Below are 22,071 nucleotides of genomic sequence, written 5' to 3'. Positions count from 1 at the left end.
GCGGCTCCAGGCGCCCCGGAGGACACGGCTCAACGGACGACCCGCCCCTCGTCGAGCGCGATGTGGAGGTCGCACGCCTCGACGACGGCGGGGTCGTGGGTGGCGACGACGACGACGGCTCCGCGAGCCGCCTCCTCGCGCAGCTCGGCGAGCACCACGCCGCGGTTGCCCTCGTCGAGCTCGGAGGTCGGCTCGTCGGCGAGCAGGACCTCGGCACCGACCACGAACCCGCGGGCGCAGGCCACGCGCTGCATCTGGCCGCCGGAGAGCTCCTCGACCTGGCGCTCGCCGAGGTCGGCGATGCCGAACCGGGCCAGCGCGGCCTCGGCGGCCTCGTCGGCGTCGGCGGGGGCGACGCCGCGGGCGCGCAGCGCGATCGAGACGTTCTCCCGGGCCGAGAGGATGGGGACGAGTCCGTAGACCTGGAGGACGAACGCGACCTCGGGCAGCGGGTCGCCGCTGCCGGTCCACATCTCGCGACCGTCGAGCTCCGCAGTGCCGGACGTCGCCTGGAGCAGGCCGCCCGCGATGGAGAGCAGGGTGGTCTTGCCCGAGCCGCTCGGTCCCGACAGCGCGGTGACCTTGCCGGCCGGGAAGGTGACGCTCACGTCGTCGAGCAGCGTGCGGCCGTTGACGTAGGTGATCGAGTCGAGCCTGAGCTCGCTGGTGCCGGTTGTCTCGGGGTCCCCGCGGCGTTGTTCGGGGGAGCGCAGCGGAGGAGAAGAACGTCGTGGGGTGAAGCTCACGCTGGGTTTCCTTCGCTGCTCGCGCGGGTCACGATGATGCGGCCCTGCTCGTCGTCCTCGAACCGGACGAGCGTGCCGGGCGGCCACTCGGCGGCGATGTGGCCCGGCAGGTGCAGCACGCCGTCCTCGCCGACCACGGCGTACTCGGACCCGCCGTGGCCCTCGGCGCCGACCCTGCCGCCCTTCATCGTGACCGTGCGCGGGAAGGTCGCGGCGACCTCGGGCTGGTGGGTGACCACGACGATCGTGGTGCCGAAGTCGTCGCCGAGGGAGTGGATCAGGTGGAGCACGTGGTCGCGGTCGGCGTGGCTGAGCTGGCTGGTCGGCTCGTCGGCGAGCAGCAGCCGCGGGGAGGTCGACACCGCGCAGGCGAGGGCCAGGCGCTGGCGCTGGCCGCCGGACATCGTGGAGACCACCTGGTCGGCCTGGTCGAGCAGGCCCACCCGGTCGAGCAGCTCGACGTCGGGCAGGCCCTGCTCACGAGCGCCGCTGGAGAGGGACAGCCTCGCGAAGGCGATGTTCTGGCGGGCCGTGGCATAGGGCAGCAGGTTGCGGGTGGCGCCCTGGAGCATCGTCGAGACCTGGCGGGAGCGGATCCGGGCGAGGTAGCGCTCGCCCATCCGGGAGACCTCCTCGTCGCCGAGGTAGATCTTGCCGGCGCTGGGCTTCTGGATGCCGCCGAGGAGGGCCAGCAGGGTCGACTTGCCGGAGCCGCTGGGGCCGAGGAAGGCGACGCGCTCGCCGGGCCGGATGGTCAGGTCGACGCCGCGCAGCGCGACGACGTCGTGCCCGCCGAAGGTCTTGTAGAGGTGCACGACCCCTTCGCAGCGGATGCCCAGGCCCCCCATGCGGGTCTCCTCGACCGCGGTCGCGCTCTCCCGCACGCGTTGCCCCCAACTCTCTCGAACAAGGGGTTCAACATACATAAACAGCAGTACGTTGAGCGCATGGTGATTCGAGTCGCGCTGGTCAACGACGACGAGGTCGTCGTCCGCGGCCTCGACGCGATGATGCGCAGCTATGGCCACCGGATCGAGGTCGTCGAGCTGGTGGCCGGCAAGCCGGTCGGCCAGCCGGTCGACGTCGCCCTCTACGACACCTTCGGAATGGGCCAGGGCAACGGTCCCGCGGTGCAGCACCTGGTGCAGAACGCCCAGGTCCGGACGGTCGCGGTCTACACGTGGAACTTCCAGCCGTGGCTGACCCGCGACACCCTCAGCCAGGGCGTGCGCGGCTACCTCTCCAAGAGCCTCCCGGCCGCGCGCCTGGTCGACGCGATCTGCGCGATCGCCGCCGGCCAGCTCGTGGTCTCGCCCTCGCGCGGCCGGTCCGCGCTCGTCGGTGGCGACTGGCCCGGGCGCGAGGAGGGCCTGACCGCCCGGGAGGCCGAGGTCCTGTCGCTCATCACCATGGGCCTGAGCAACCAGGAGATCGCCGAGCGCACCCTCCTGTCGCTCAACTCGATCAAGTCCTACATCCGCTCGGCCTATCGCAAGATCGACGTCGACTCGCGGTCCAAGGCGGTGCTGTGGGGCGTCGAGCACGGCATGCGCGCCGACCGGGTCCGGATCAACGGGTCGCCCGCCCGCGAGTGACCGGCCAGTAACCAGCGCCGCCCCCGCGTCGTTGACCTCCCGAGCCCTTCAGGAGGTACGCCGTGCCGCACCCGTCCCGCCCCACCGCCCGCGCACTCGCCCGCGCGTCCGTCGCCGCCCTCGCCCTCGGCCTGCTCGCCGCGCTGCTCGCGGCCGGGCCGACGCCCGGCACGGCGGCGCCCCAGGCCGAGCGCGGCAAGGTCCGCATCCAGGTCCTCTCCAACCGCGCCGACCTCGTCTCCGGCGGGGACGTGCTCGTGCGCATCACCGCGCCAAGGAGGGCCGGCCGGCTTCGCGTCACCCTCGACGGCCGCGACGTGTCGCGGAAGTTCCGCCACCGCTCGACGGTGCTGCTCAGGGGCCTCGACAACGGCCGCAACGTGCTGCGGGCGCGCGCCGGCAGGGCACGGCCCGACAAGGTCGTCATCACCAACCACCGCAACGGCGGTCCCGTGCTCAGCGGCCCCGCCGCCGCGGCGTACGACTGCCAGGACACCGCCCGCGACGCGCTGTGCAACGAGCCGGCGACGTACTCCTTCCTCTACAAGCCGGTCGGGCGCGCCGCCCTCGAGCCGTACGACCCGGCCGCCCCGGCGAGCAACGTCGACACCGCGACCACCGACCAGGGCAGGACGGTGCCGTTCGTCGTGCGGCGCGAGGACGGCTACCAGGACCGCGACCGCTACACGATCCTCACGCTCTTCACCCCCGGCAAGCGGTGGACGGCCTGGCGGCCGCAGGAGCAGTGGAACCGCAAGGTGCTCATCACCCACGGCGGCGGCTGCGGGGCGAGCTACGCCCCGGCCGAGCCGCCGCTCGACGACGCGTCGGGCACCCTCGACGCCATCCCGGTGCCGCTGCTGGAGAACTCGTACGTCGAGGCCCTGCGCCGCGGCTTCGCGGTGATGTCGACGGCGCTGGCCAACACCGGTCACAACTGCAACGTCGCGCACAACGCCGAGTCGCTGATGATGGCCAAGGAGCGCCTCGTCGAGCAGTACGGCACGATCCGCTACACGATCGGCACCGGCTGCAGCGGCGGGTCGGTGGCGCAGCACACGATCGCCAACGCCTACCCCGGGATCTACCAGGGGCTGGTGACCACCTGCTCCTACCCCGACGTGATGAGCCCCGGCTCGCAGTTCGCCGACTACCACCTGATGCGGGGCTACTTCGAGAACCCGCAGGAGTGGGGCCCCGGCGTGCTGTGGGCGCCCACGCAGATCGCCGACGTCGAGGGCCACCTCACGCCGGTCAACGCGGTCACCGCCGACGAGGGCCTCTTCAAGAGCGCGATCAACCCCGAGCACGCGTGCCCCGGGATCCCCGAGCCCGTCGCCGGCGACCCCCGCACCCGCTTCGACTCCGAGACCAACCCCGCCGGGGTGCGCTGCGACATCCTCACCCTGATGCGCAACCAGCTCGGCCCGCGCCCGGAGTCGGTCTGGAGCGCGCAGGAGCAGGCGGCGGGCCGCGGCTTCGCCGGCCTGCCGTTCGGCAACGCCGGCGTCCAGTACGGCCTCGCAGCGCTGGAGGGCGGCCGGATCACGCCCGAGCAGTTCGTCGACCTCAACGAGAAGATCGGCGGCCTCGACGTCAACGCCGACCCGATCGCCGCGCGCACCGCCGGCGACCCGGCGTCGATCGCCAACGCCTACCGCACCGGCCTGCTCAACGAGTTCAGCAACACCAGCGGAGTCGCGATGATCAACCACGCCGGGCCCGACCCGGGCATCGCGCACGACTACGCCCACGCCGTGTGGAGCCACCTGCGTCTCCAGCGCTCGCAGGGCCACACCGACAACCGCGTCGAGTGGTTCGGGCCGACCCCGCTGCTCGGCGACGTGCGGTGGCCCACCGAGGCCTTCATCGCGATGGACCGCTGGCTGGCGCGGGTCGAGAAGGACGACCGGAAGGTGCCGCTGGCCCAGAAGGTCGTCGAGGGCAGGCCGGCGTCGCTGCAGGACCGCTGCCTGGCCGACGGCGTACCGGGTGTGGTGTGCCGGGCGGACCTCGCGACCACCAACCTCTCCACGCCGCGCCAGGAGGCGGGCGGCCCCGCGGCCAACGACGTCCTCGCGTGCCGGCTCCAGCCGCTGGACCGCTCGTCCTACCGGCTGCCCGGCGGGCTGCCGGTGCCCTTCACGGACGCCCAGTGGAGCCGCCTGCAGGCGGTGTTCCCCGCCGGGGTGTGCGACTGGGCGCGGCCGGGCATCGGCCAGGGCCCGGCGCGGACCTGGCTGGAGTACGGCACGGCACGGCGCGCGACGTACGGCGGGACCGAGCTGCCCCGCACGCCGAAGGACTCGGGCCTGGGGTGGTTCGGCCAGTCGTTCCGGCCTTTGTGGCGGGAGTGAGGAGCACCCGTACGCTGCTCCGGTGAACCAGCAGCAGGACCCGACCACGCCCGGCATCGATCCCGAGCGGCTCGCGATCGCGCTCGAGGTGCTGCGCGAGGTCTCGACGCTGCACCCCGACCATGACGACGTGCGCACGATGAAGCGCGCCGCGTCCTGGATGTACAAGCTGATCAAGAAGCAGCGTCGGGCCGAGATCCGCATGGAGCGGCAGCAGCACGACCTCGACATCATCGCGAGGACCGCGACCGGTTCGCCGATGCGCATCGACGACGAGACCGCCGGCATCCCGCTGGTCTCCCACGCGGCCGGCGCCTTCGCCGGGGAGCTGATCACCGCCCGCGGCTGCTACATCTGCAAGCAGGACTTCACCCTCGTCGACGCGTTCTACCACTGGCTCTGCCCGGGCTGCGCGGCGATGAGCCACGCCAAGCGCGACCAGCGCACCGACCTCACCGGCAAGCGGGCGCTGCTCACCGGCGGCCGCGCCAAGATCGGGATGTACATCGCGCTGCGGCTGCTGCGCGACGGTGCCCACACCACCATCACGACCCGCTTCCCCAAGGACGCGGTGCGCCGCTTCAGCTCGTTGCCCGACAGCGACGACTGGCTGCACCGGCTCAAGGTCGTCGGCATCGACCTGCGCGACCCCACCCAGGTGGTCTCGCTCGCCGACGACGTCGCCGCGGCCGGACCGCTCGACATCCTCATCAACAACGCCTGCCAGACGGTCCGCCGCACGCCCGGCGCGTACGCCCCCCTCGTCGAGGCGGAGTCGCTGCCGCTCCCGGACGACACGGTGCCGGAGCTGGTGACCTTCGACCGGATCTCCGAGGCGCACCCCGCCTCCATCGCCGGCGCCCTGCGCGACACCGCGGTGGCGCACCACGAGGGCGAGTCGGCCGAGCACGCGATGGCGGTCCACAACGCCGCGACCCTCACCGCGCTGGCCCTGAAGGCCGGTCACGCCTCGCTCGACGCGCACCTGGCCGGCACCGCGGTCGACGCCGGTGGCCTGCTGCCGGACGTGCAGACCAACAACTCCTGGACCCAGACGGTCGGCGAGGTCGACCCGCTGGAGCTGCTCGAGGTGCAGCTGTGCAACTCGATCGCACCGTTCCTGCTGGTCTCGCGGCTGCGGCCCGCCCTCGCGGCGGCGGCCGCGGCCGCGACCTCGGGTCGGGCCTACGTCGTCAACGTCTCGGCGATGGAGGGCCAGTTCTCCCGGCGCTACAAGGGCCCCGGCCACCCGCACACCAACATGGCCAAGGCCGCACTCAACATGATGACGCGCACGTCGTCGGGCGAGATGTTCGAGACCGACAGCATCCTGATGACGGCCGTCGACACCGGCTGGATCACCGACGAGCGGCCGCACCACGAGAAGCTGCGGATCGCCGCCGAGGGCTGGCACGCGCCGCTCGACCTGGTCGACGGTGCCGCGCGCGTCTACGACCCGATCGTGCTCGGCGAGTCCGGGACCGACCTGTTCGGCTGCTTCGTCAAGGACTACCAGCCGTCCCCCTGGTGACCCGCGCCCGCCGCGTGGGCGCGCGGACAGAAGTGCCGTCAACGCCGGGTCGGCACGCTCAGCGAGGCCGCGTACGCGGAGTTGTGTCCGCGCGTCTCCGGCCCGGGCCTGATTGACTCGGCGTCATGAGCCATCTCGAGACCGCCGAGGAGTTCCACGCCCGCGTCGCCGCGGCCACCGACGACGAGGGCCGGCTGCCGGTCGCGATCGAGGCGATGCCCGGGTGGGACATCTTCCCGTTCGAGCTCGAGGGGCTGCGGGTCAAGCCGCTCGAGCCGCTCGCCGACGCCGAGCCGGCGCGGGAGGGCGAGGACCCGGAGGACTGCTTCTGCCGCCGGCCGATGCCGCCCGAGCGCGCCGCCCGGGTCGCGTGGCGCAACGAGCGCTGGCTCCTCGTCGCGCTCGACATGAAGCTGCCCGTGTCCTTCATCCTCCGGCCCGTCGAGCACCACGACCTCGCCGACCTGCCCGACGAGATGGCCGCCGAGCTGGGCGTGCTGATGGTCCGGATCACCGCCGCGATCGAGGAGCTGCCGAGCGTGGGGCGCTGCCACGTCGGGCGCTACGGCGACGGCGGCGCCCACGCCCACCCGTTCTTCTTCGGCCGCCCCGCCCGGATGCTGCAGCTGCGCGGCTCGTGCCTGCTCGACTGGGAGGAGAACCTCCCCGCGGTCCCCGAGGACGTGCACCTCGCCAACGCCGGCCACGTCGGGCGCCGGCTCGTCGAGCGCGTCGGCGGCGAGGGTCCGGCCTGGGAGGCGTGATGGACGGTCCTGACTGGCTCGCGCTCCTGCGCGTGCACACCGGCAGGTTCGCCGCCGTGGTCGCGGCCGCGGACCTCGACGCCCCGGTGACCCACTGCCCGGGATGGTCCGTACGCGACCTGGTCGTGCACGTCGGCGGCGTGCACCAGTGGGCAGCGCACGCCGTGACGGCCGGCAGCCCGGACCTGGAGCCCACTCCGCCGCCCCCCGACGAGCCTGACCTCGCCGCCTGGTACGCCGAGCAGGCCGGACACCTGGTCGACGTGCTGGCCTCCACGCCTCCGGACGCGCCGGCCTGGACGCTCGACGCGGCCGACCGCAGCGCCGGGTTCTGGCGACGCCGGCAGGTCCACGAGGTCGCCATGCACACGTGGGACGCCGAGGAAGCGGCCGGCCGTCCGACGGCGTACGACCCCGCACTCGCCTGGGACGGCGTCCTCGAGGTGGCGCACGTGCTCTACCCCCGGCAGGTGCGGCTCGGTCGCGTCGACCCGCTGCCGGCGGCCGTACGGCTCGTCGCGAGCGACGTCCCCGCGGACGTCACGATCGGGTCGGGCAGGGAGCTCGAGGTCCGCGCCAGCGCGGAGGTCCTCCTGCGGCTGCTCTGGCACCGTGCCGACACCTCGTCCCTCGACCCGCAGGTCGCCGGGCTCCTGTCCGGCGCGCTGGCACCCTGACCGCGCACGTGCCTCGCCCCGGACGCGCCGCCGCCCCGGCCGAGCGTGTCGGCCGGGGCGGCGGGGAACGTGTCGCTCCGCTGGGTCAGCGGGACGAGTACGGGGTGTAGTAGTCGGTGTGACGACCGCGGGAGTCGTCGTTCCAGTCGTCCTTGTCGTAGTCCGGCGCGGACTTGATCTGGTCCTTGGTCATGTTGACGATCACGTTCTTGCCGTCGTGGTCGACGCCGGTGACGGCGCCCGCGGGGATCAGGCGCTTCTTGCCGAAGATCCAGAAGCCGGTGTCCACGACCAGCCACTGGCCGGCCGCTTCGTTGCTCGCCTCGTCGATCTTGCCGATCGACCCGTCGCTCGCCTCGACGTCGTAGCCGACGAGGTCGCGGTCCTGGCTCCACGTGGTGTCGCGGTAGCTCCACACTGTGTCACTCATGATTTCCCTCCCAAGGGACTCGGTTGTTGTGCCGAACCACCGACGCAACCACCGCCCGCAGACGGTGCACACACCCGAGGGGCGGTGTCACACCGAGTTACCGCCCCAGGGGTGAGTCCGGAGGGAGGGGCGGCTGGGGAAGGCGGGTCAGGAGGGAGCGCTGCTGCCCGCGATGTTGACCAGCCAGCCGACGCCGAAGCGGTCGACGAACATGCCGAACTCGTCGCCCCACGGAGCGGCCTCGAGCGGCTGGCGCACCTCGCCGCCCTCGGACAGCGCGGCGAACCAGGCGCGCAGCTCCTCGGCGTCCTCCGGCCCGCCGGACAGGCTGATCGAGACACTGTCGCCGTAGGTCACCTGCGCCATCTCCGGGGGCGCGTCGGCGCCCATCAGCGTGATGCCCCCGGACGTCGTGAGCTGGCCGTGCATCACCTGCGAGGCCAGCGGCCCCTCGGTCCCCATGTCGCCGAACGTCATGATGCTGAGGTCTCCACCGATGACGGACTGGTAGAACTCCATGGCCTCACGGGCCCTGGCGTCCGGAAAGCTGACGTAGGGGTTGAGCAGGACGGACATGGCGGACTCCCTGTCGTCGGGCGGTCCGTCCAACCTAGCCAGCGGCGACGGCCCCGGGAAGGGGCCGCCACCGCCCCGGATCAGTCGCGGACCGGCCGCTCCCAGTGCCGCAGCGCCGCGCACTGCTCGAGGAACCCGGCCACCGAGTCCGCCGTCAGCTCCGGGCAGCCGTCGTCGGGCGTGACCCCGGCCGCGTCGAGCAGCGCCTCGGCGTCGGCCGACCAGCCGAGGAACTTCTGGTGGGCGAAGGCGTCGTCGACGAAGTCGCAGGCCGTCTTGCGCCCGGCGAGCTCGGCGGCCCCGTCGGCGGACGGCACGACCGCCACCGCGTCGAAGAGCACCGACGGCGCGCCGACGACCGCGTGGTCGGGGGTGAGCTTGCGCCCGCCCTTGAGCTTGAGCGGACCGGCGGCAGGCGCGACGTACTCGACGAGGGCGCCGGCCTTCGTGAACGCCTCCTCGAGCGCCTTCACCAGTGCGCCGTCCGAGCCCGCGGTCACCAGCACGCCGAGCTTGCGCCCGGCGAAGGAGTCGGGCCCGTTGCGCAGGATGCTCAGCGCCGCCGACTCCGGGAGGTCCGTACGCGGCTCGACCGCCGCCGGGTTGGCGTCGGGCAGCGGCATGCCGAGCTCGTCGGCGACCCCCTGGGCGAGGTCCTCGTGGACGTTGCGGAGGTTGCCGAGCATGCGGGTTCGGATGGCCGGCTCCTCGCACTTGCCGAGCTCGAAGCCGTACGCCGCGACGATGTGCCGCTGCTCGACCTCGGTCTGGCTGATCCAGAACTGGCGGGCCTGGCTGTAGTGGTCGGCGAAGGTCTCCGACCGCACCCGCCGGACCTGGCCGGCCTCCTCCCGCGGCACGCTCGTGTAGCCGTGCTCCACGTCGGCCCGCGGCCCGCGCTCGGCGGCGCCGAGCGAGTTGGGCTCGTAGTTGGCCCGCCCCTCCTGCCGCGACATCTGCATGTGGCCGTCGCGCTGGAAGTGCGCGACCGGGCACCGCGGCGCGTTGACCGGGATCTGCGTGAAGTTGGGGCTGCCGAGGCGCTTGAGCTGGGTGTCGAGGTAGGAGAAGTTGCGCCCCTGGAGCAGCGGGTCGTCGCTGAAGTCGATGCCCGGCACGACGTTCTGGGTGCAGAAAGCCACCTGCTCGGTCTCGGCGAAGACGTTGGTGACCACCCGGTCGAGCGTCAGGCGGGCGATGGTGCGCACCGGCACCTGCTCCTCGGGGATGATCTTGGTGGCGTCGAGGACGTCGAACTCGAACTCCTCGGCGAAGGCCTCGTCGAAGACCTGCACGCCGAGGTCCCACTGCGGGAAGTCGCCGGCCTCGATCGCGGCGTACAGGTCGCGGCGGTGGAAGTCGGGGTCGGCGCCGTTGATCTTGACCGCCTCGTGCCACACCACCGACTGCAGGCCCTGCCGCGGCTTCCAGTGGAACTTCACGAACGTCGCGTCGCCGTCGGCGTTGACGAACCGGAAGGTGTGGACGCCGAAGCCCTCCATGAAGCGGAACGAGCGCGGGATCGCGCGGTCGGACATCTGCCAGAGCGTCATGTGGGTCGACTCCGGCATCAGCGAGATGAAGTCCCAGAACGTGTCGTGGGCGCTCTGCGCCTGCGGCCAGCCGCGGTCCTGCTCCTCCTTGACCGCGTGCACGAGGTCGGGGAACTTCATCGCGTCCTGGATGAAGAAGACCGGGATGTTGTTGCCGACGATGTCCCAGTTGCCCTCGTCGGTGTAGAGCTTGACCGCGAAGCCACGTACGTCGCGCGCCAGGTCGAACGACCCGAGGTTGCCCGCGACGGTCGAGAAGCGTACGAACGCCTCGGTGCGCTTGCCCTTGCGCTGGAACGGCGCGGCGCGGGTGAGGTCGGTGACCGGGTCGAGGCACTCGAGGTAGCCGTGGGCGCCGTAGCCGCGGGCGTGCACGACACGCTCGGGGATGCGCTCGTGGTCGAAGTGGAAGATCTTCTCCCGCATCGCGAAGTCCTCGAGCAGGGTCGGGCCCCGCTCGCCGGCGCGCAGCGAGTTCTGGTCGTCGCCCATCGGTGTGCCCTGGGCGGTGGTCATCGCCTGACCGCGCGTGGGCGCCTGGTGGAGCTCGCCGCCCTCACCGGTCCGGTCCTGGGAGGTGGTGGTCCTGCGAGCCATGGCACGTCCTTCCGAGCGGGTCGAGTGGTCCCTCTCGACGCTAGGCGCGACGACGCGCGGGTCGGCTCACCCCGAGGGACCCCAGACCCGCACCCGTCAGTCCGAGCCGGCGTGGCCCCGCAGCAGGTCGCCGAAGGGCGTCACGTCGGTCTCGACGTGCGTGCCGGACGTACGCCGCGGGCGGGCGGCGAGGTCGGGCGTGAACCCACCGACCGCGTAGCCACCCTGGCCGATCACCAGTGCGGCGAGCTCGGCCGCGGCGCGGGTGATGCGGTCGGAGAGCCCGTGGCTGCCGAAGTCCTCGGTGGCGGCGAAGATCCCGGTGGGGACGACGACCGCGCGGAGGTAGGCGAAGAGCGGGCGCAACGCGTGGTCGAGCACCAGCGAGTGCCGCGCGCTCCCGGCGGCCGCGGCGATGAGCACCGGCGTACCGGTCAGCGAGTCCTTGTCGAGGGCGTCGAAGAACATCTTGAACAGCCCGCTGTAGCTGCCGTTGAAGACGGGCGTGACCGCGATGAGCCCGTCGGCCCCGCCGACCTGCTCGCGCAGCTCGGTCAGCCGCGGCGTCGGGATGCCGCCGGTGACCATGAACGTCGCCAGCTCGCCGGCGACCTCGCGCAGCTCGACGAACTCGATCTCGACGGCCTCGCCCCGGGCGGTGACCTGGGCGGACGTGGCCTCGGCGACCTGGTCGGCCAGCAGCCGGGTGGACGACGGGACGGTCAGTCCCGCCGTCACCACGACGATGCGACGGCTCATGCGGTGACCTTGGCGGCGGTGGTCTGCTGGGCGGCCTGCTGGGCGTCCTGCTCGGCCTGGAGCTCCTCGACGCGGGCCCGGGCGGGCTCGACGAGGTGGTGCGGCGCGTCGGGGCCCGCGGCCACGAGCGAGGCGTGGGTGGGCGGGTCGCTCGGCACGTGGGCCGGGCGGCGGCGCTCGAACTCCGCGCGCAGCACGGGCACGACCTCGGTGCCGAGCATCTCCACCTGCTCGAGCACCAGCGACTCCGGCAGGCCGGCGTGGTCGGCGAGGAAGAGCTGGCGCTGGTAGTCACCGACGTAGTCGGCGAAGCCCAGCGTGCGCTCGATGACCTGCTCGGGGGTGCCGACGGTCAGCGGCGTCATCTTGGTGTAGTCCTCCAGCGAGGGCCCGTGGCCGTAGACCGGGGCGTTGTCGAAGTAGGGCCGGTAGACGCGCTTGGCCTCCGCCTCGGTGGACGCCATGAACACCTGGCCGCCGAGGCCGACGTAGGCCTGGTCGGCGGCGCCGTGGCCGTAGAACTCGAAGCGACGGCGGTAGAGGCCGACCATCTGCTCAGTGTGCTCCTTGTTCCAGAAGATGTGGTTGTGGAAGAAGCCGTCACCGTAGTAGGCCGCCTGCTCGGCGATCTCCGTGCTCCGGATCGAGCCGTGCCACACGAAGGGCGGCGTGCCGTCGAGCGGCGCCGGCGTGGAGGTGTAGCCCTGCAGCGGCGTACGGAACTGGCCCTGCCAGTTGACGACCGGCTCGCGCCAGAGCTTGCGGAGGAGGTGGTAGTTCTCGACCGCGAGCTTGATGCCGTCACGGATGTCCTTGCCGAACCACGGGTAGACCGGGCCGGTGTTGCCGCGGCCCATCATCAGGTCGACGCGACCGCCGGAGAGGTGCTGGAGGAAGGCGTAGTCCTCCGCGATCTTCACCGGGTCGTTGGTGGTGATGAGGGTGGTGCTCGTGGACAGCAGCAGCTTCTCGGTCTTGGCGGCGATGTAGCCGAGGTGCGTCGTCGGGGACGACACGACGAACGGCGGGTTGTGGTGCTCGCCCGTGGCGAAGACGTCGAGGCCGACCTCCTCGGCCTTGAGCGCGACCTTCGTCATCAGGTCGATGCGCTCGGCCTCGGACGCGGTGCGCCCGGTGGTCGGGTCCGTGGTGACGTCACCGACGCTGAAGATGCCGAACTGCATGGTTCCCTCCGATATTGGTTGAAGTTTGTATCACCTTCAACGGGGCTGGGCCTCCCAGTATTCCGTGGAATCGCCGGGCGGCGTACGGCGTTGGACCGTCGTCCGGGCGCACGCTCGGACGAGAGAGCCGGGACGTGACAGTCCGAGAGGAGCGACGATGACCGACTTCACCCCGTTCGAGGACCTGCTGCGCGGACACGCGGGACTGCTCGAGGACACCACCCACGACCGCTGGCTGCGCGCGCAGGCGCTGTTCGACGAGCGCGCCTACCGCGAGGCCGCCGTCCTGCTCACCGAGATGCTCGAGGACCCGGGCGACGTCGGTCACGAGCTCACCGACGTACGCCTCCTGCTGGCCCGCGCGCTGTTCCACTCCGCCCAGCTCGAGGGCACCATCCGGGTCGCGACCGAGCTCCTCGAGCACGACCCCAACGAGCCGTACGCCCACCTGCTGCTGGGCCGCGCCCTGCAGCGCAAGGGGCGCAAGGACGAGGCGCAGCCGCACCTGCGCCTGGCCGAGCTGCTCGGCGGCTACCGCAGCTGACCGGCCCCGGCCGGGGCGTCCGGGGGACGTCTGCCGACGTCCTCCGGACGCGGGTGCGAAGCCTCGGTGAACACTCGCCCTGAGGCCCCCCTGTGGCGCGACAGGGGCCGCACGGCCGCCCATCCTGAGGTCGTGACCAGCTACGGCGACCACACCGGACCTCTCGCCATCGCCCACCGCGGCGGCATGGGGCTCGCCCCGGAGAACACCCTCGCGGCCTTCGGCCGGGCCACCGCCCTGGGCCTCACCCACCTCGAGACCGACGTCCGCACCACCCGCGACGGGCACCTGGTCTGCTTCCACGACGCGACCCTCGGCCGGGTCACCGGCCACCCCGGACGGGTCGCCGACCTCGACCTCGCCGACCTGCGCCGGCTGCGCGTGGGCGGCACCGACCAGGTCCCCACGCTCAGCGAGGCGATGGCGAGCTTCCCCACCGCGCGCTTCGCGATCGACCTCAAGGACGAGGCGACGATCGGCGCGATGGCCCGGCTGCTGCAGGCCAACCCGGGCTGGGCGGAGCGGACCCTCGTCGCCGGCGCGTGGAGCGGGTGGCTGCGACGACTCCGGGACGAGGCGCCCGGCGTCACGACGGCCCTCGGCTGGCGCTCGCTGACGACGCTCATCGCGTGCTCGCGTGGCGGCGTACGCCCTCCCGGCCTGCGCCGGACCGAAGCCGCGGTCGGCGCCTTCGCGCACGTGCCCATCCGCCTCGGCCGGCTGCCCGTGCACTCCGAGCGGGTGATCGCCCGGGCGCACGAGCTCGGGATCCGGGTGGTCGTGTGGACGGTCGACGACCCGGCGACGATGCGCTCGCTCCTCGACATGGGCGTCGACGGCATCATCACCGACCGACCCGACGTGCTGCGCGAGGTGCTGATCGGTCGTGGGCAGTGGGCGAGCCCTCAGACGCGCTCGAGCACCTCAGCGCCGAGCCCGTGCGAGACGGCCCAGAGGACCGCCTGGCTGCGGCTGCGTACGCCCGTCTTGCGGTAGGCGCTGCGGATGTAGGACTTCACGGAGTTGAGCGAGATCTGCATCTGCTGGGCGATCTCGTCGTTGCTCTTGCCGGTGGCGATGTGGGCGAGGGTCTCCCGCTCGCGCGCGGTGAGCAGGTCGGCCTGGGTCGTGGACCGCAGCTCCTTGGTCGGCAGGACCGGCAGGAGGGGGGCCACGACCGTCTCCCCGAGGTGGATGGCGCGCAGGGCGCGCCCGAGCTGCTGGGCCCCGAGGCTCTTGGCGAGGTAGCCGGTGACGCCCTGGGCGAGCGCCTCGTGGGCCAGCCCGGGCTGGTGGTTCCACGTGTAGATCGCGACGTGCCGGATGAACGGGTCGGCGACCGCGCGCTCCAGGGTGGTGTCGCCCCGCGGTGCCCCGAAGGTCTCGACGAGCGCGATGTCGATCGGCCGGCGGGCCCGGTCCTTGACGCTGCCGAGCTCGAAGCCGCCGAGCGTCCTGAGCATGCCGTCGAGGCCACGCCTCACGAGCTCGTCGCCGCCGAGAAGCGCGACGCGGATGTCCATGGTGGTCAACTGGGGGTCCTCAGGGTCGTCACCGGAGGAGCGGACATCGCCCCTCGACGACCCCCCGACCGTCACTCGCGACAGTAGACGGCGAGGGCCGCGAAGAGCCCCCGTGGTGGTGCCAGCACGACCGATTCCACCCCCACGGGTGAGCTCCGGTCTTGAAATCGATACCCCCTAGGGGTATGGTCGGCGCATGAGCGACGTCACCACCGAGCAGCACGGGCACCTCGAGGCCAACGCCGAGGCAGTGCAGGCCCACCTCAAGCGACTGCGTCGCATCGAGGGCCAGGTCCGCGGCATCCAGCGGATGGTCGAGGAGGAGAAGTACTGCATCGACATCCTCACCCAAGTGTCCGCAGCCACCAAGGCGCTGCAGTCGCTCGCCCTGTCCCTGCTCGACGACCACATGGCGCACTGCGTCGTGGACGCCGCCCGGCAGGGCGGGGAGGAGCAGGAGCTCAAGCTCAAGGAGGCCTCCGAGGCGATCGCCCGCCTCGTGAGGTCCTGACCGACCCACCCACACCGAGGAGACACCATGAGCGAGACCCAGACCTACACCGTCACCGGCATGACCTGCGGCCACTGCGCCGCCTCGGTCACCGAGGAGATCTCCGAGATCGACGGGGTCGAGAACGTCGACGTCGTCGTCGAGACCGGAGCCGTCACCGTCACCAGCACCTCGCCCCTCGACGAGTCGGCCGTCCGCGCCGCCGTCGAGGAAGCCGGCTACGCGCTCGTCTGAGAGCGTTCCGCACCCTGACCCAGCTCCAGGAGCACTGATGAAGACCCCGTTGCGCGTCGCCGCGTTCGTCGTCGCCCTCGTCGCCGCCTTCGCGGCGGCGTGGGGCGGGGGACGGCTCGTCGGCCCGATCGACACCGAACCCGTCGCGGCCCACGACGACGGTGGGCACGACGCTGCCGCCGACGAGGCGGCCGCCGGTGACGCCGGGCACGACGACGACGGGCACGACGGGGCGGCGGTCGCCGAGGCCACCGGACTCACCTCCCGAGCCGACGGCTTCACGCTCGCCCTGGCCGACCGGACGCTCCCCGCCGGACGGACCCGGCTGGACTTCCAGGTGCTCACCTCCAGCGGCCGCCCGCTGCTCGACTACACCCGCGAGCACGAGAAGGACCTGCACCTCATCGTCGTGCGCCGCGACCTCACCGGCTTCCAGCACGTGCACCCGCGCCTCGACCGCGCGACCGGCACGTGGTCGGTCGACGTACGCCTCACCCCCGGCACGTGGCGCGTCGTCGCCGACCTGGTCCCCGAGGGCTGGGAGGGCGTCACCCTGGCCGACGACGTCGCCGTGTCCGGGCGCTTCACGCCGACCGACCTTCCCGACGACGACCGCACGGCGGAGCTGGAGACCGACCAGGGCACCTACACGGTCACCCTCGAGGGCGACACCGCCCCCGGTGTCGCGACCGTGCTGACGACGCGGGTCGAGCTCGACGGTGAGCCCGTCACCGACCTCGAGCCCTACCTCGGCGCCCACGGCCACCTGGTCGCGATGCGCGCCGGGGACCTCGGCTACCTCCACGTCCACCCGGAGGAGGGCGAGCCCGGACCGGGCATCGACTTCGCGACCGCGTTCCCCGAGCCCGCGACGTACCGCCTCTTCCTCGACTTCCAGCACCGCGGCACCGTCCGTACGGCTGCGTTCACCGTCGAGTCGGGCGGCGCCCCGTCCAGCGGCGCCCCGTCCGGCGACGACCACTCCGAGGAGGGTGACGGCCATGGCCACTGACCACGCCACCGGGCAGCTCACCGACGTCGAGCTCGCCATCACCGGCATGACCTGCGCGTCGTGCGCCAACCGCATCGAGCGCAAGCTCAACAAGCTCGACGGCGTCACCGCCTCGGTCAACTACGCCACCGAGAAGGCGAAGGTCTCCTTCCCCGGCACGGTGTCCACCGACGACCTGCTGCGGACCGTCGAGTCCGCGGGCTATGCAGCCGCGCTGCCGGCGCCGCCCGACGCCCCCGCCGAGGACGAGGTGCCGGAGCGCGACCCGCTGCTCCAGCGGCTGCTCGTGAGCACTGCCCTGAGCGTGCCGGTGGTCGCGATGGCGATGGTGCCGGCGTGGCAGTTCACCTACTGGCAGTGGGCGTCGCTCGCCCTAGCCGCGCCCGTCGTGGTGTGGGGCGCGTTGCCCTTCCACCGGGCGGCGTGGACCAACCTGCGCCACGGCGCGACGACGATGGACACGCTCGTCTCGGTCGGCGTTCTGGCCGCCTTCGGCTGGTCGCTGTGGGCGCTGTTCCTCGGCACCGCCGGCGAGCCCGGGATGACCCACCCGTTCCGGATCTCCGTCGACCGCACCGACGGCGCGGCCAACATCTACCTCGAGGCCGCCGCCGGCGTCACCACCTTCATCCTCGCCGGGCGCTGGCTCGAGCACCGCTCGAAGCGGCGCGCCGGGGCCGCGCTGCGCGCCCTCCTCGAGCTCGGAGCGCGGGACGTCGCGGTCCTCAGGGACGGCGTGGAGGTGCGGATCCCGACCGACGAGCTGGCCGTCGGCGACCTGTTCGTCGTACGCCCCGGCGAGAAGGTCGCCACCGACGGCGAGGTCGTCGAGGGCGCCTCCGCGGTCGACGCGTCCATGCTGACCGGCGAGTCCGTCCCGGTGGAGGTACGCCCCGGCGACCCCGTCGTGGGCGCGACCGTCAACGCCGGCGGACGGCTCGTCGTCCGCGCCACCCGCGTCGGCGCCGACACCCAGCTCGCGCAGATGGCGCGGCTCGTCGAGGACGCCCAGAACGGCAAGGCCGAGGTGCAGCGCCTCGCCGACCGGATCTCCGGCGTCTTCGTGCCGATCGTCATCGGCCTGGCCGTCGCCACCCTCGGCTTCTGGCTCGGCGCCGGTGGCGGCGCGACCGCCGCGTTCACCGCCGCCGTCGCGGTCCTGATCATCGCGTGCCCGTGCGCCCTGGGCCTGGCCACGCCGACCGCGCTCATGGTCGGCACCGGCCGCGGCGCCCAGCTCGGGATCCTCATCAAGGGGCCCGAGGTCCTCGAGTCCACGCGACGCGTCGACACCATCGTGCTCGACAAGACCGGCACCGTGACCACCGGCGAGATGACCGTCCACGAGGTCGTGGCCGCCGACGGCGAGTCCGTCGACGACGTACGCCGCCTCGCCGCCGCGCTCGAGTCGGCGTCCGAGCACCCGATCGGCCGCGCGATCGCCGCGGCCCACCCGTCGGCCGGGCAGCCGTTGCCTCCGGTCGAGGACTTCAGCAACCGCGAGGGTCTCGGCGTGCAGGGCGTCGTCGAGGGCCACGCCGTGGTGGTCGGCAGGCCGAGCCTGCTGGCCGACTGGGCCCAGCACCTGCCGCCGGCACTCACCGAGGCTGTCGAGCAGGCGCAGGCCGCGGGCCGTACGGCCGTCGCCGTCGGCTGGGACGGCCGCGCGCGTGGAGTCGTCGTCGTGGGCGACACGGTGAAGCCCACCTCGGCCGAGGCGATCGCCCGGCTGCGCGACCTCGGCCTGACGCCGGTCCTGCTCACCGGCGACAACGAGGCCGCGGCCCGCCACGTCGCCGCCCAGGTCGGCATCGAGACGGTCGTGGCCGACGTGCTGCCCGCCGACAAGGTCGCCGAGGTCCAGCGCCTGCAGGCAGCCGGCAAGGTCGTCGCGATGGTCGGCGACGGCGTCAATGACGCCGCCGCGCTCGCCCAGGCCGACCTCGGCCTGGCGATGGGCACCGGCACCGACGTGGCCATCGAGGCGAGCGACCTGACCCTCGTGCGCGGCGACCTCCTCGTCGCGGTCGACGCGATCCGGCTCTCGCGGCGCACGCTCGCGACCATCAAGGGCAACCTGTTCTGGGCCTTCGCCTACAACGTCGCGGCCCTCCCCCTCGCCGCGGCGGGCCTGCTCAACCCGATGCTCGCCGGCGCCGCGATGGCCTTCTCCAGCGTGTTCGTGGTGACCAACAGCCTGCGGCTGCGGGGGTTCCGCTCGTCCATCGCCTGAGGGCCCGGCCGGCCGGCGGTGAGCAGCGCGGTTTCTGGGCGCCCAGAACCCGCGGCACGCACCACCCACAGGGGTGAACCCGGCCCGTGAACACAAGTTCCACAATGGTGACCCCGCGCCTTCGCGCGGGGGAGTGTGACGCCCAACACACCCCCGAAGAAGGAGCCCGCCATGCGCCGGCACATCCCCCTCGCCTCGCTCGCCTGTCTGACGATGCTCTCGCTCGCCGCCTGTGGTGGCGGCGACGCCGACCCGGCTGCCTACCCGGAGGACGAGATCACCCTGGTCGTGCCGTTCTCCGCAGGCGGACCGACCGACACCGTGGCCCGCCTGATCGCCGAGCCGATGGCCGAGGAGCTCGGCGCGGACATCGTCGTGCAGAACGTCGAGGGTGCCGGCGGCACCATCGCGGGCGGCCAGGTCGCCGAGGCGGACGCCGACGGCTACGAGGTGCTCATCCACCACATCGGCATGTCGACCGCGCCGGCGCTCTACCCCGACCTCTCCTACAGCCCCCTCGAGGACTTCAAGACCGTCGGCCTCGTCACCGACGTGCCGATGACGATCGTGGCGCGCCCCGACTTCGAGCCCGAGACGCTCGAGGAGCTCGTCACCTACGTCAAGGAGAACGCCGACACGGTGACCCTCGCCAACGCCGGCGTCGGTGCCGCGTCGCAGCTGTGCGGCCTGCTCATCGAGCAGGCGGTGGGCGTCGACCTGACGGAGGTGCCCTACGACGGCACCGGCCCGGCGCTGACCGACCTGGTCGGCGGCCAGGTGGACTTCATGTGCGACCAGACCACCAACACCGCCTCGCAGATCCAGGCCGGCGAGATCAAGGGATACGCCGTCACCACGCCTGAGCCGGTCGAGGCACTGCCCGACCTCCCGACGACCGCCGAGGCGGGCCTCCCGGACGTCGAGGTGGGCGTCTGGCACGGGCTCTACGTCCCGGCCGACACCCCCGACGAGATCGTCGAGAAGCTCACCGCGGCACTCGAGGTGGCGCTGGAGGACCAGAACGTCATCGACCAGATGGGCACGCTCGGCACCACGCCCGTCCCGGCCGAGGACGTGACCCCCGAGGCCCACACCGCGAAGCTCGAGGAGCAGATCGACCTCTGGACGCCGATCATCGAGGAGTCCGGAGTCACCGGCGGATGAGCACCGAGACGGGTACGGGGCCGGGCGCGGGGACGCGCCCGGGCCCGTTCCGGCCGGACCTGTTCGCGGGCGCCTCGTTCATCGTCCTCGGGCTGGCGTTCGCGATCGGGGGCTCGCGCTACGACGTCGGCTCCGCGCTGCGGATGGGCTCGGGCTACGTCCCGATCGCCCTCGGCACCATCCTGGTGGTGCTCGGGGTGCTCGTCGTGGTCATGGCGTTCCGCGGCGGCGACCCCGCCATCCGCGACGTCGAACGCCCGCCGGTGCCGTGGCTCCGGATCGGACTCCTGGTGACGGCGATCCTCTTCTTCGGCTTCACGGTCGGGGGCCTCGGACTGGGGCCGACCTTGCTGGTCACGACATTCCTGGCGGCCCTCGCCGCGCCCGAGGTGAAGCCCCTGCGCGCGGCGCTGACCGCGGCGGGCATCACTGCGCTGTGCCTGGTCGTCTTCGTCGCGGCGCTCCAGCTGAAGCTGCCGCTGCTCGGCGACTGGCTGGGAGGCTGACGTGGACGGCATCCTCCTCGGTCTGGAGACGGCCCTCCAGCCGAGCAACATCCTCATCTGCCTGCTCGGGGTCACCCTCGGCACCGCCGTCGGCGTGCTCCCGGGCATCGGCCCGACGGCGACGGTGGCCCTGCTGCTGCCGATCACCTTCGAGTTCGACCCCATCGCTTCGCTGATCATGCTCGCCGGCATCTACTACGGGGCGCAGTACGGCGGGTCGACGACGGCCATCCTCCTCAACCTGCCCGGGGAGTCCTCCTCGGTGGTGACGGCGCTCGACGGGCACCAGATGGCCAAACAGGGGCGGGCCGGCCCCGCGCTCGCGACGGCCGCGCTCGGCTCGTTCTTCGCCGGCACGGTCGCCACCGTCGTGCTCGCCATGTTCGCGCCGCCCCTGGCACAGCTGGCGCTGAAGTTCGGACCCGCGGACTTCTTCTCCATCGTGGTGGTGGGCCTCATCGCCTCCATCGCGTTGGCGAGCGGGTCGACGGTCAAGGCGCTGGCGATGATCGTGCTGGGCCTGCTGCTCGGCACGATCGGCCAGGACCAGTTCACCGGCGTCCCGCGCTTCACCTTCGGGGTGCGCGAGCTCTACGGCGGGTTGGACTTCGTGTCGCTCGCAGTGGGCCTGTTCGGCCTGGCGGAGATCATCCGCAACCTCGAGAGCCAGCACCGTTCGGAGCTGGTGACCCGCAAGGTCGAGGGCCTGTGGCTGACCCGGGAGGACTTCCGTCGCATCCGGATGCCGGTCCTGCGTGGGACCGTGCTGGGCTCCGCGCTGGGCGTGCTGCCGGGCGGCGGCCACGTGCTGGCGAGCTTCACCTCGTACTCACTGGAGAAGCGGCTGTCGAAGAATCCGAAGAAGTTCGGCACGGGGGTCATCGAGGGCGTCGCGGCGCCTGAGTCGGCCAACAACGCGGCGGCGCAGACGTCGTTCATCCCGCTGCTCTCGCTCGGCCTGCCGACCCACCCGGTGATGGCGCTGCTCGTCGGCGCCTTCATCATCCAGGGCATCGTGCCCGGGCCGCAGGTGATCGAGCAGGAGCCCGAGCTGGTGTGGGGCCTGATCGCCTCGATGTGGGTCGGCAACCTGCTGCTGGTGCTCCTCAACCTGCCGCTCATCGGCATCTGGGTGCGGATGCTGACGGTGCCCTACAACGTGCTGTTCCCGGCGATCATCGCGTTCGCGTCGATCGGCTGCTACTCGATCGGGCTCAACGCGTGGGACGTGTTCGCGATCGCCGGGGTGGGCCTGCTGGGCTACTTCCTCATCCGCTGGGGCTGCGAGGCCGCGCCGCTGCTGCTCGGCTTCGTGCTCGGGCCGCTGCTCGAGGAGAACCTCCGCCGGGCCATGATCATCAGCCGGGGCGACCCCTCGGTCTTCGTGACCCGGCCGATCTCGGCGTCGCTGCTGCTGCTGGCGGCGATCATCATCGTGGTCGCGCTGCTGCCCTCCGTACGCAAGAAGCGCGAAGAGGTCTTCCAGGGCGAGGACGACTGAGCCTCGGGCGGTGCCTCGAGCGGTGCGCCAGCCACATCCCGTACGTCGGGAAGGTGGCTGGCGCACCGCTCGTC

The 22,071-nt window shown here is 72.3% G+C and carries 22 protein-coding genes; 14 read left to right on the top strand and 8 right to left on the bottom strand.

Annotated elements, in window-relative coordinates; translation table 11 throughout:
* Positions 1–29: 29 nt before the first annotated feature.
* Together AC57BS_RS24090 and AC57BS_RS24085 are read right to left on the bottom strand one after the other, a co-directional pair.
* Positions 30–746, bottom strand: a complete 717-nt coding sequence (locus AC57BS_RS24090; RefSeq protein ID WP_496413974.1) for an ATP-binding cassette domain-containing protein — start codon at positions 744–746, stop codon at positions 30–32.
* The gene (locus tag AC57BS_RS24085) at positions 743–1,630 is read right to left on the bottom strand and encodes an ABC transporter ATP-binding protein (RefSeq protein ID WP_496413973.1); all 888 of its coding nucleotides are present in this window, start codon (positions 1,628–1,630) and stop codon (positions 743–745) included. Before AC57BS_RS24085 ends, AC57BS_RS24090 begins: the two co-directional genes overlap by 4 nt.
* 63 nt (positions 1,631–1,693) lie before the next feature.
* On the opposite strand from AC57BS_RS24085, the gene AC57BS_RS24080 reads away from it, so the two are divergent.
* The 5 genes from AC57BS_RS24080 to AC57BS_RS24060 all read left to right on the top strand — a co-directional run bounded on the left by AC57BS_RS24080 (position 1,694) and on the right by AC57BS_RS24060 (position 7,670).
* The gene (locus tag AC57BS_RS24080; protein ID WP_496413972.1) at positions 1,694–2,341 is read left to right on the top strand and encodes a response regulator transcription factor; all 648 of its coding nucleotides are present in this window, start codon (positions 1,694–1,696) and stop codon (positions 2,339–2,341) included.
* Between the two features lie 62 nt (positions 2,342–2,403).
* On the top strand, positions 2,404–4,698 hold the full coding sequence (locus AC57BS_RS24075) for a DUF6351 family protein (RefSeq protein WP_496413971.1): 2,295 nt from the start codon (positions 2,404–2,406) through the stop codon (positions 4,696–4,698).
* A 22-nt stretch (positions 4,699–4,720) separates the two neighbouring features.
* Positions 4,721–6,229 (top strand): SDR family NAD(P)-dependent oxidoreductase, encoded by a 1,509-nt coding sequence (locus tag AC57BS_RS24070; RefSeq protein WP_496413970.1) that lies wholly within the window; start codon positions 4,721–4,723, stop codon positions 6,227–6,229.
* Between the two features lie 125 nt (positions 6,230–6,354).
* Complete coding sequence (locus AC57BS_RS24065; RefSeq protein ID WP_496413969.1) at positions 6,355–6,993, top strand: hypothetical protein; 639 nt, start codon at positions 6,355–6,357, stop codon at positions 6,991–6,993.
* A complete protein-coding gene (locus AC57BS_RS24060; protein ID WP_496413968.1) occupies positions 6,993–7,670 on the top strand; it encodes a maleylpyruvate isomerase family mycothiol-dependent enzyme in 678 nt (225 codons plus the stop codon). The genes AC57BS_RS24065 and AC57BS_RS24060 overlap by 1 nt, the downstream gene beginning before the upstream one ends.
* A gap of 85 nt (positions 7,671–7,755) precedes the next feature.
* Here AC57BS_RS24060 and AC57BS_RS24055 read toward each other — a convergent pair whose 3' ends face one another.
* From AC57BS_RS24055 to AC57BS_RS24035, 5 genes are all read right to left on the bottom strand, one after another.
* Entirely contained in the window at positions 7,756–8,100 is a 345-nt protein-coding gene (locus AC57BS_RS24055) for a PRC-barrel domain-containing protein (protein WP_496413967.1), read from the bottom strand.
* Between the two features lie 147 nt (positions 8,101–8,247).
* Positions 8,248–8,676 carry a VOC family protein gene (locus tag AC57BS_RS24050; RefSeq protein WP_496413966.1) on the bottom strand — a complete coding sequence of 143 codons (429 nt, stop codon included), beginning with the start codon at positions 8,674–8,676 and terminating at the stop codon, positions 8,248–8,250.
* Between the two features lie 80 nt (positions 8,677–8,756).
* Positions 8,757–10,826, bottom strand: coding sequence for a catalase (locus AC57BS_RS24045; protein WP_496413965.1), 2,070 nt, complete (start codon positions 10,824–10,826; stop codon positions 8,757–8,759).
* 96 nt (positions 10,827–10,922) lie between these two features.
* Positions 10,923–11,585, bottom strand: coding sequence for an FMN reductase (locus AC57BS_RS24040; RefSeq protein WP_496413964.1), 663 nt, complete (start codon positions 11,583–11,585; stop codon positions 10,923–10,925).
* Positions 11,582–12,769, bottom strand: coding sequence for an LLM class flavin-dependent oxidoreductase (locus tag AC57BS_RS24035; RefSeq protein ID WP_496413963.1), 1,188 nt, complete (start codon positions 12,767–12,769; stop codon positions 11,582–11,584). Before AC57BS_RS24035 ends, AC57BS_RS24040 begins: the two co-directional genes overlap by 4 nt.
* A 157-nt stretch (positions 12,770–12,926) precedes the next feature.
* Here AC57BS_RS24035 and AC57BS_RS24030 point away from each other — a divergent pair, with 157 nt between their 5' ends.
* Entirely contained in the window at positions 12,927–13,313 is a 387-nt protein-coding gene (locus AC57BS_RS24030) for a tetratricopeptide repeat protein (protein WP_496413962.1), read from the top strand.
* A gap of 132 nt (positions 13,314–13,445) precedes the next feature.
* Positions 13,446–14,309 (top strand): glycerophosphodiester phosphodiesterase family protein, encoded by an 864-nt coding sequence (locus AC57BS_RS24025; RefSeq protein ID WP_496413961.1) that lies wholly within the window; start codon positions 13,446–13,448, stop codon positions 14,307–14,309.
* On the opposite strand, the gene AC57BS_RS24020 is transcribed toward AC57BS_RS24025, so the two are convergent.
* Entirely contained in the window at positions 14,219–14,836 is a 618-nt protein-coding gene (locus AC57BS_RS24020; RefSeq protein WP_496414227.1) for a helix-turn-helix transcriptional regulator, read from the bottom strand. The genes AC57BS_RS24025 and AC57BS_RS24020 overlap by 91 nt on opposite strands.
* A 196-nt stretch (positions 14,837–15,032) precedes the next feature.
* On the opposite strand from AC57BS_RS24020, the gene AC57BS_RS24015 reads away from it, so the two are divergent.
* The 7 genes from AC57BS_RS24015 to AC57BS_RS23985 all read left to right on the top strand — a co-directional run bounded on the left by AC57BS_RS24015 (position 15,033) and on the right by AC57BS_RS23985 (position 21,997).
* A complete protein-coding gene (locus AC57BS_RS24015; RefSeq protein WP_496413960.1) occupies positions 15,033–15,347 on the top strand; it encodes a metal-sensitive transcriptional regulator in 315 nt (104 codons plus the stop codon).
* Positions 15,348–15,374: 27 nt separating this feature from the next.
* Positions 15,375–15,581 carry a heavy-metal-associated domain-containing protein gene (locus AC57BS_RS24010; RefSeq protein ID WP_496413959.1) on the top strand — a complete coding sequence of 69 codons (207 nt, stop codon included), beginning with the start codon at positions 15,375–15,377 and terminating at the stop codon, positions 15,579–15,581.
* Positions 15,582–15,618: 37 nt separating this feature from the next.
* A complete protein-coding gene (locus AC57BS_RS24005) occupies positions 15,619–16,593 on the top strand; it encodes a DUF8832 domain-containing protein (protein WP_496413958.1) in 975 nt (324 codons plus the stop codon).
* Positions 16,583–18,826 carry a heavy metal translocating P-type ATPase gene (locus AC57BS_RS24000; protein WP_496413957.1) on the top strand — a complete coding sequence of 748 codons (2,244 nt, stop codon included), beginning with the start codon at positions 16,583–16,585 and terminating at the stop codon, positions 18,824–18,826. Before AC57BS_RS24005 ends, AC57BS_RS24000 begins: the two co-directional genes overlap by 11 nt.
* Positions 18,827–18,997: 171 nt before the next feature.
* On the top strand, positions 18,998–19,990 hold the full coding sequence (locus AC57BS_RS23995; protein WP_496413956.1) for a tripartite tricarboxylate transporter substrate-binding protein: 993 nt from the start codon (positions 18,998–19,000) through the stop codon (positions 19,988–19,990).
* The gene (locus AC57BS_RS23990) at positions 19,987–20,496 is read left to right on the top strand and encodes a tripartite tricarboxylate transporter TctB family protein (protein WP_496413955.1); all 510 of its coding nucleotides are present in this window, start codon (positions 19,987–19,989) and stop codon (positions 20,494–20,496) included. The genes AC57BS_RS23995 and AC57BS_RS23990 overlap by 4 nt, the downstream gene beginning before the upstream one ends.
* A gap of 1 nt (position 20,497) precedes the next feature.
* Complete coding sequence (locus tag AC57BS_RS23985; RefSeq protein WP_496413954.1) at positions 20,498–21,997, top strand: tripartite tricarboxylate transporter permease; 1,500 nt, start codon at positions 20,498–20,500, stop codon at positions 21,995–21,997.
* Positions 21,998–22,071 lie beyond the last annotated feature (74 nt).

This window comes from Nocardioides sp. BGA-UO-ETr-FS32 (assembly GCF_059567905.1).
Note: the sequence above shows the minus strand (reverse complement) of the source record. Positions and strands in the feature narration are given on the sequence as shown.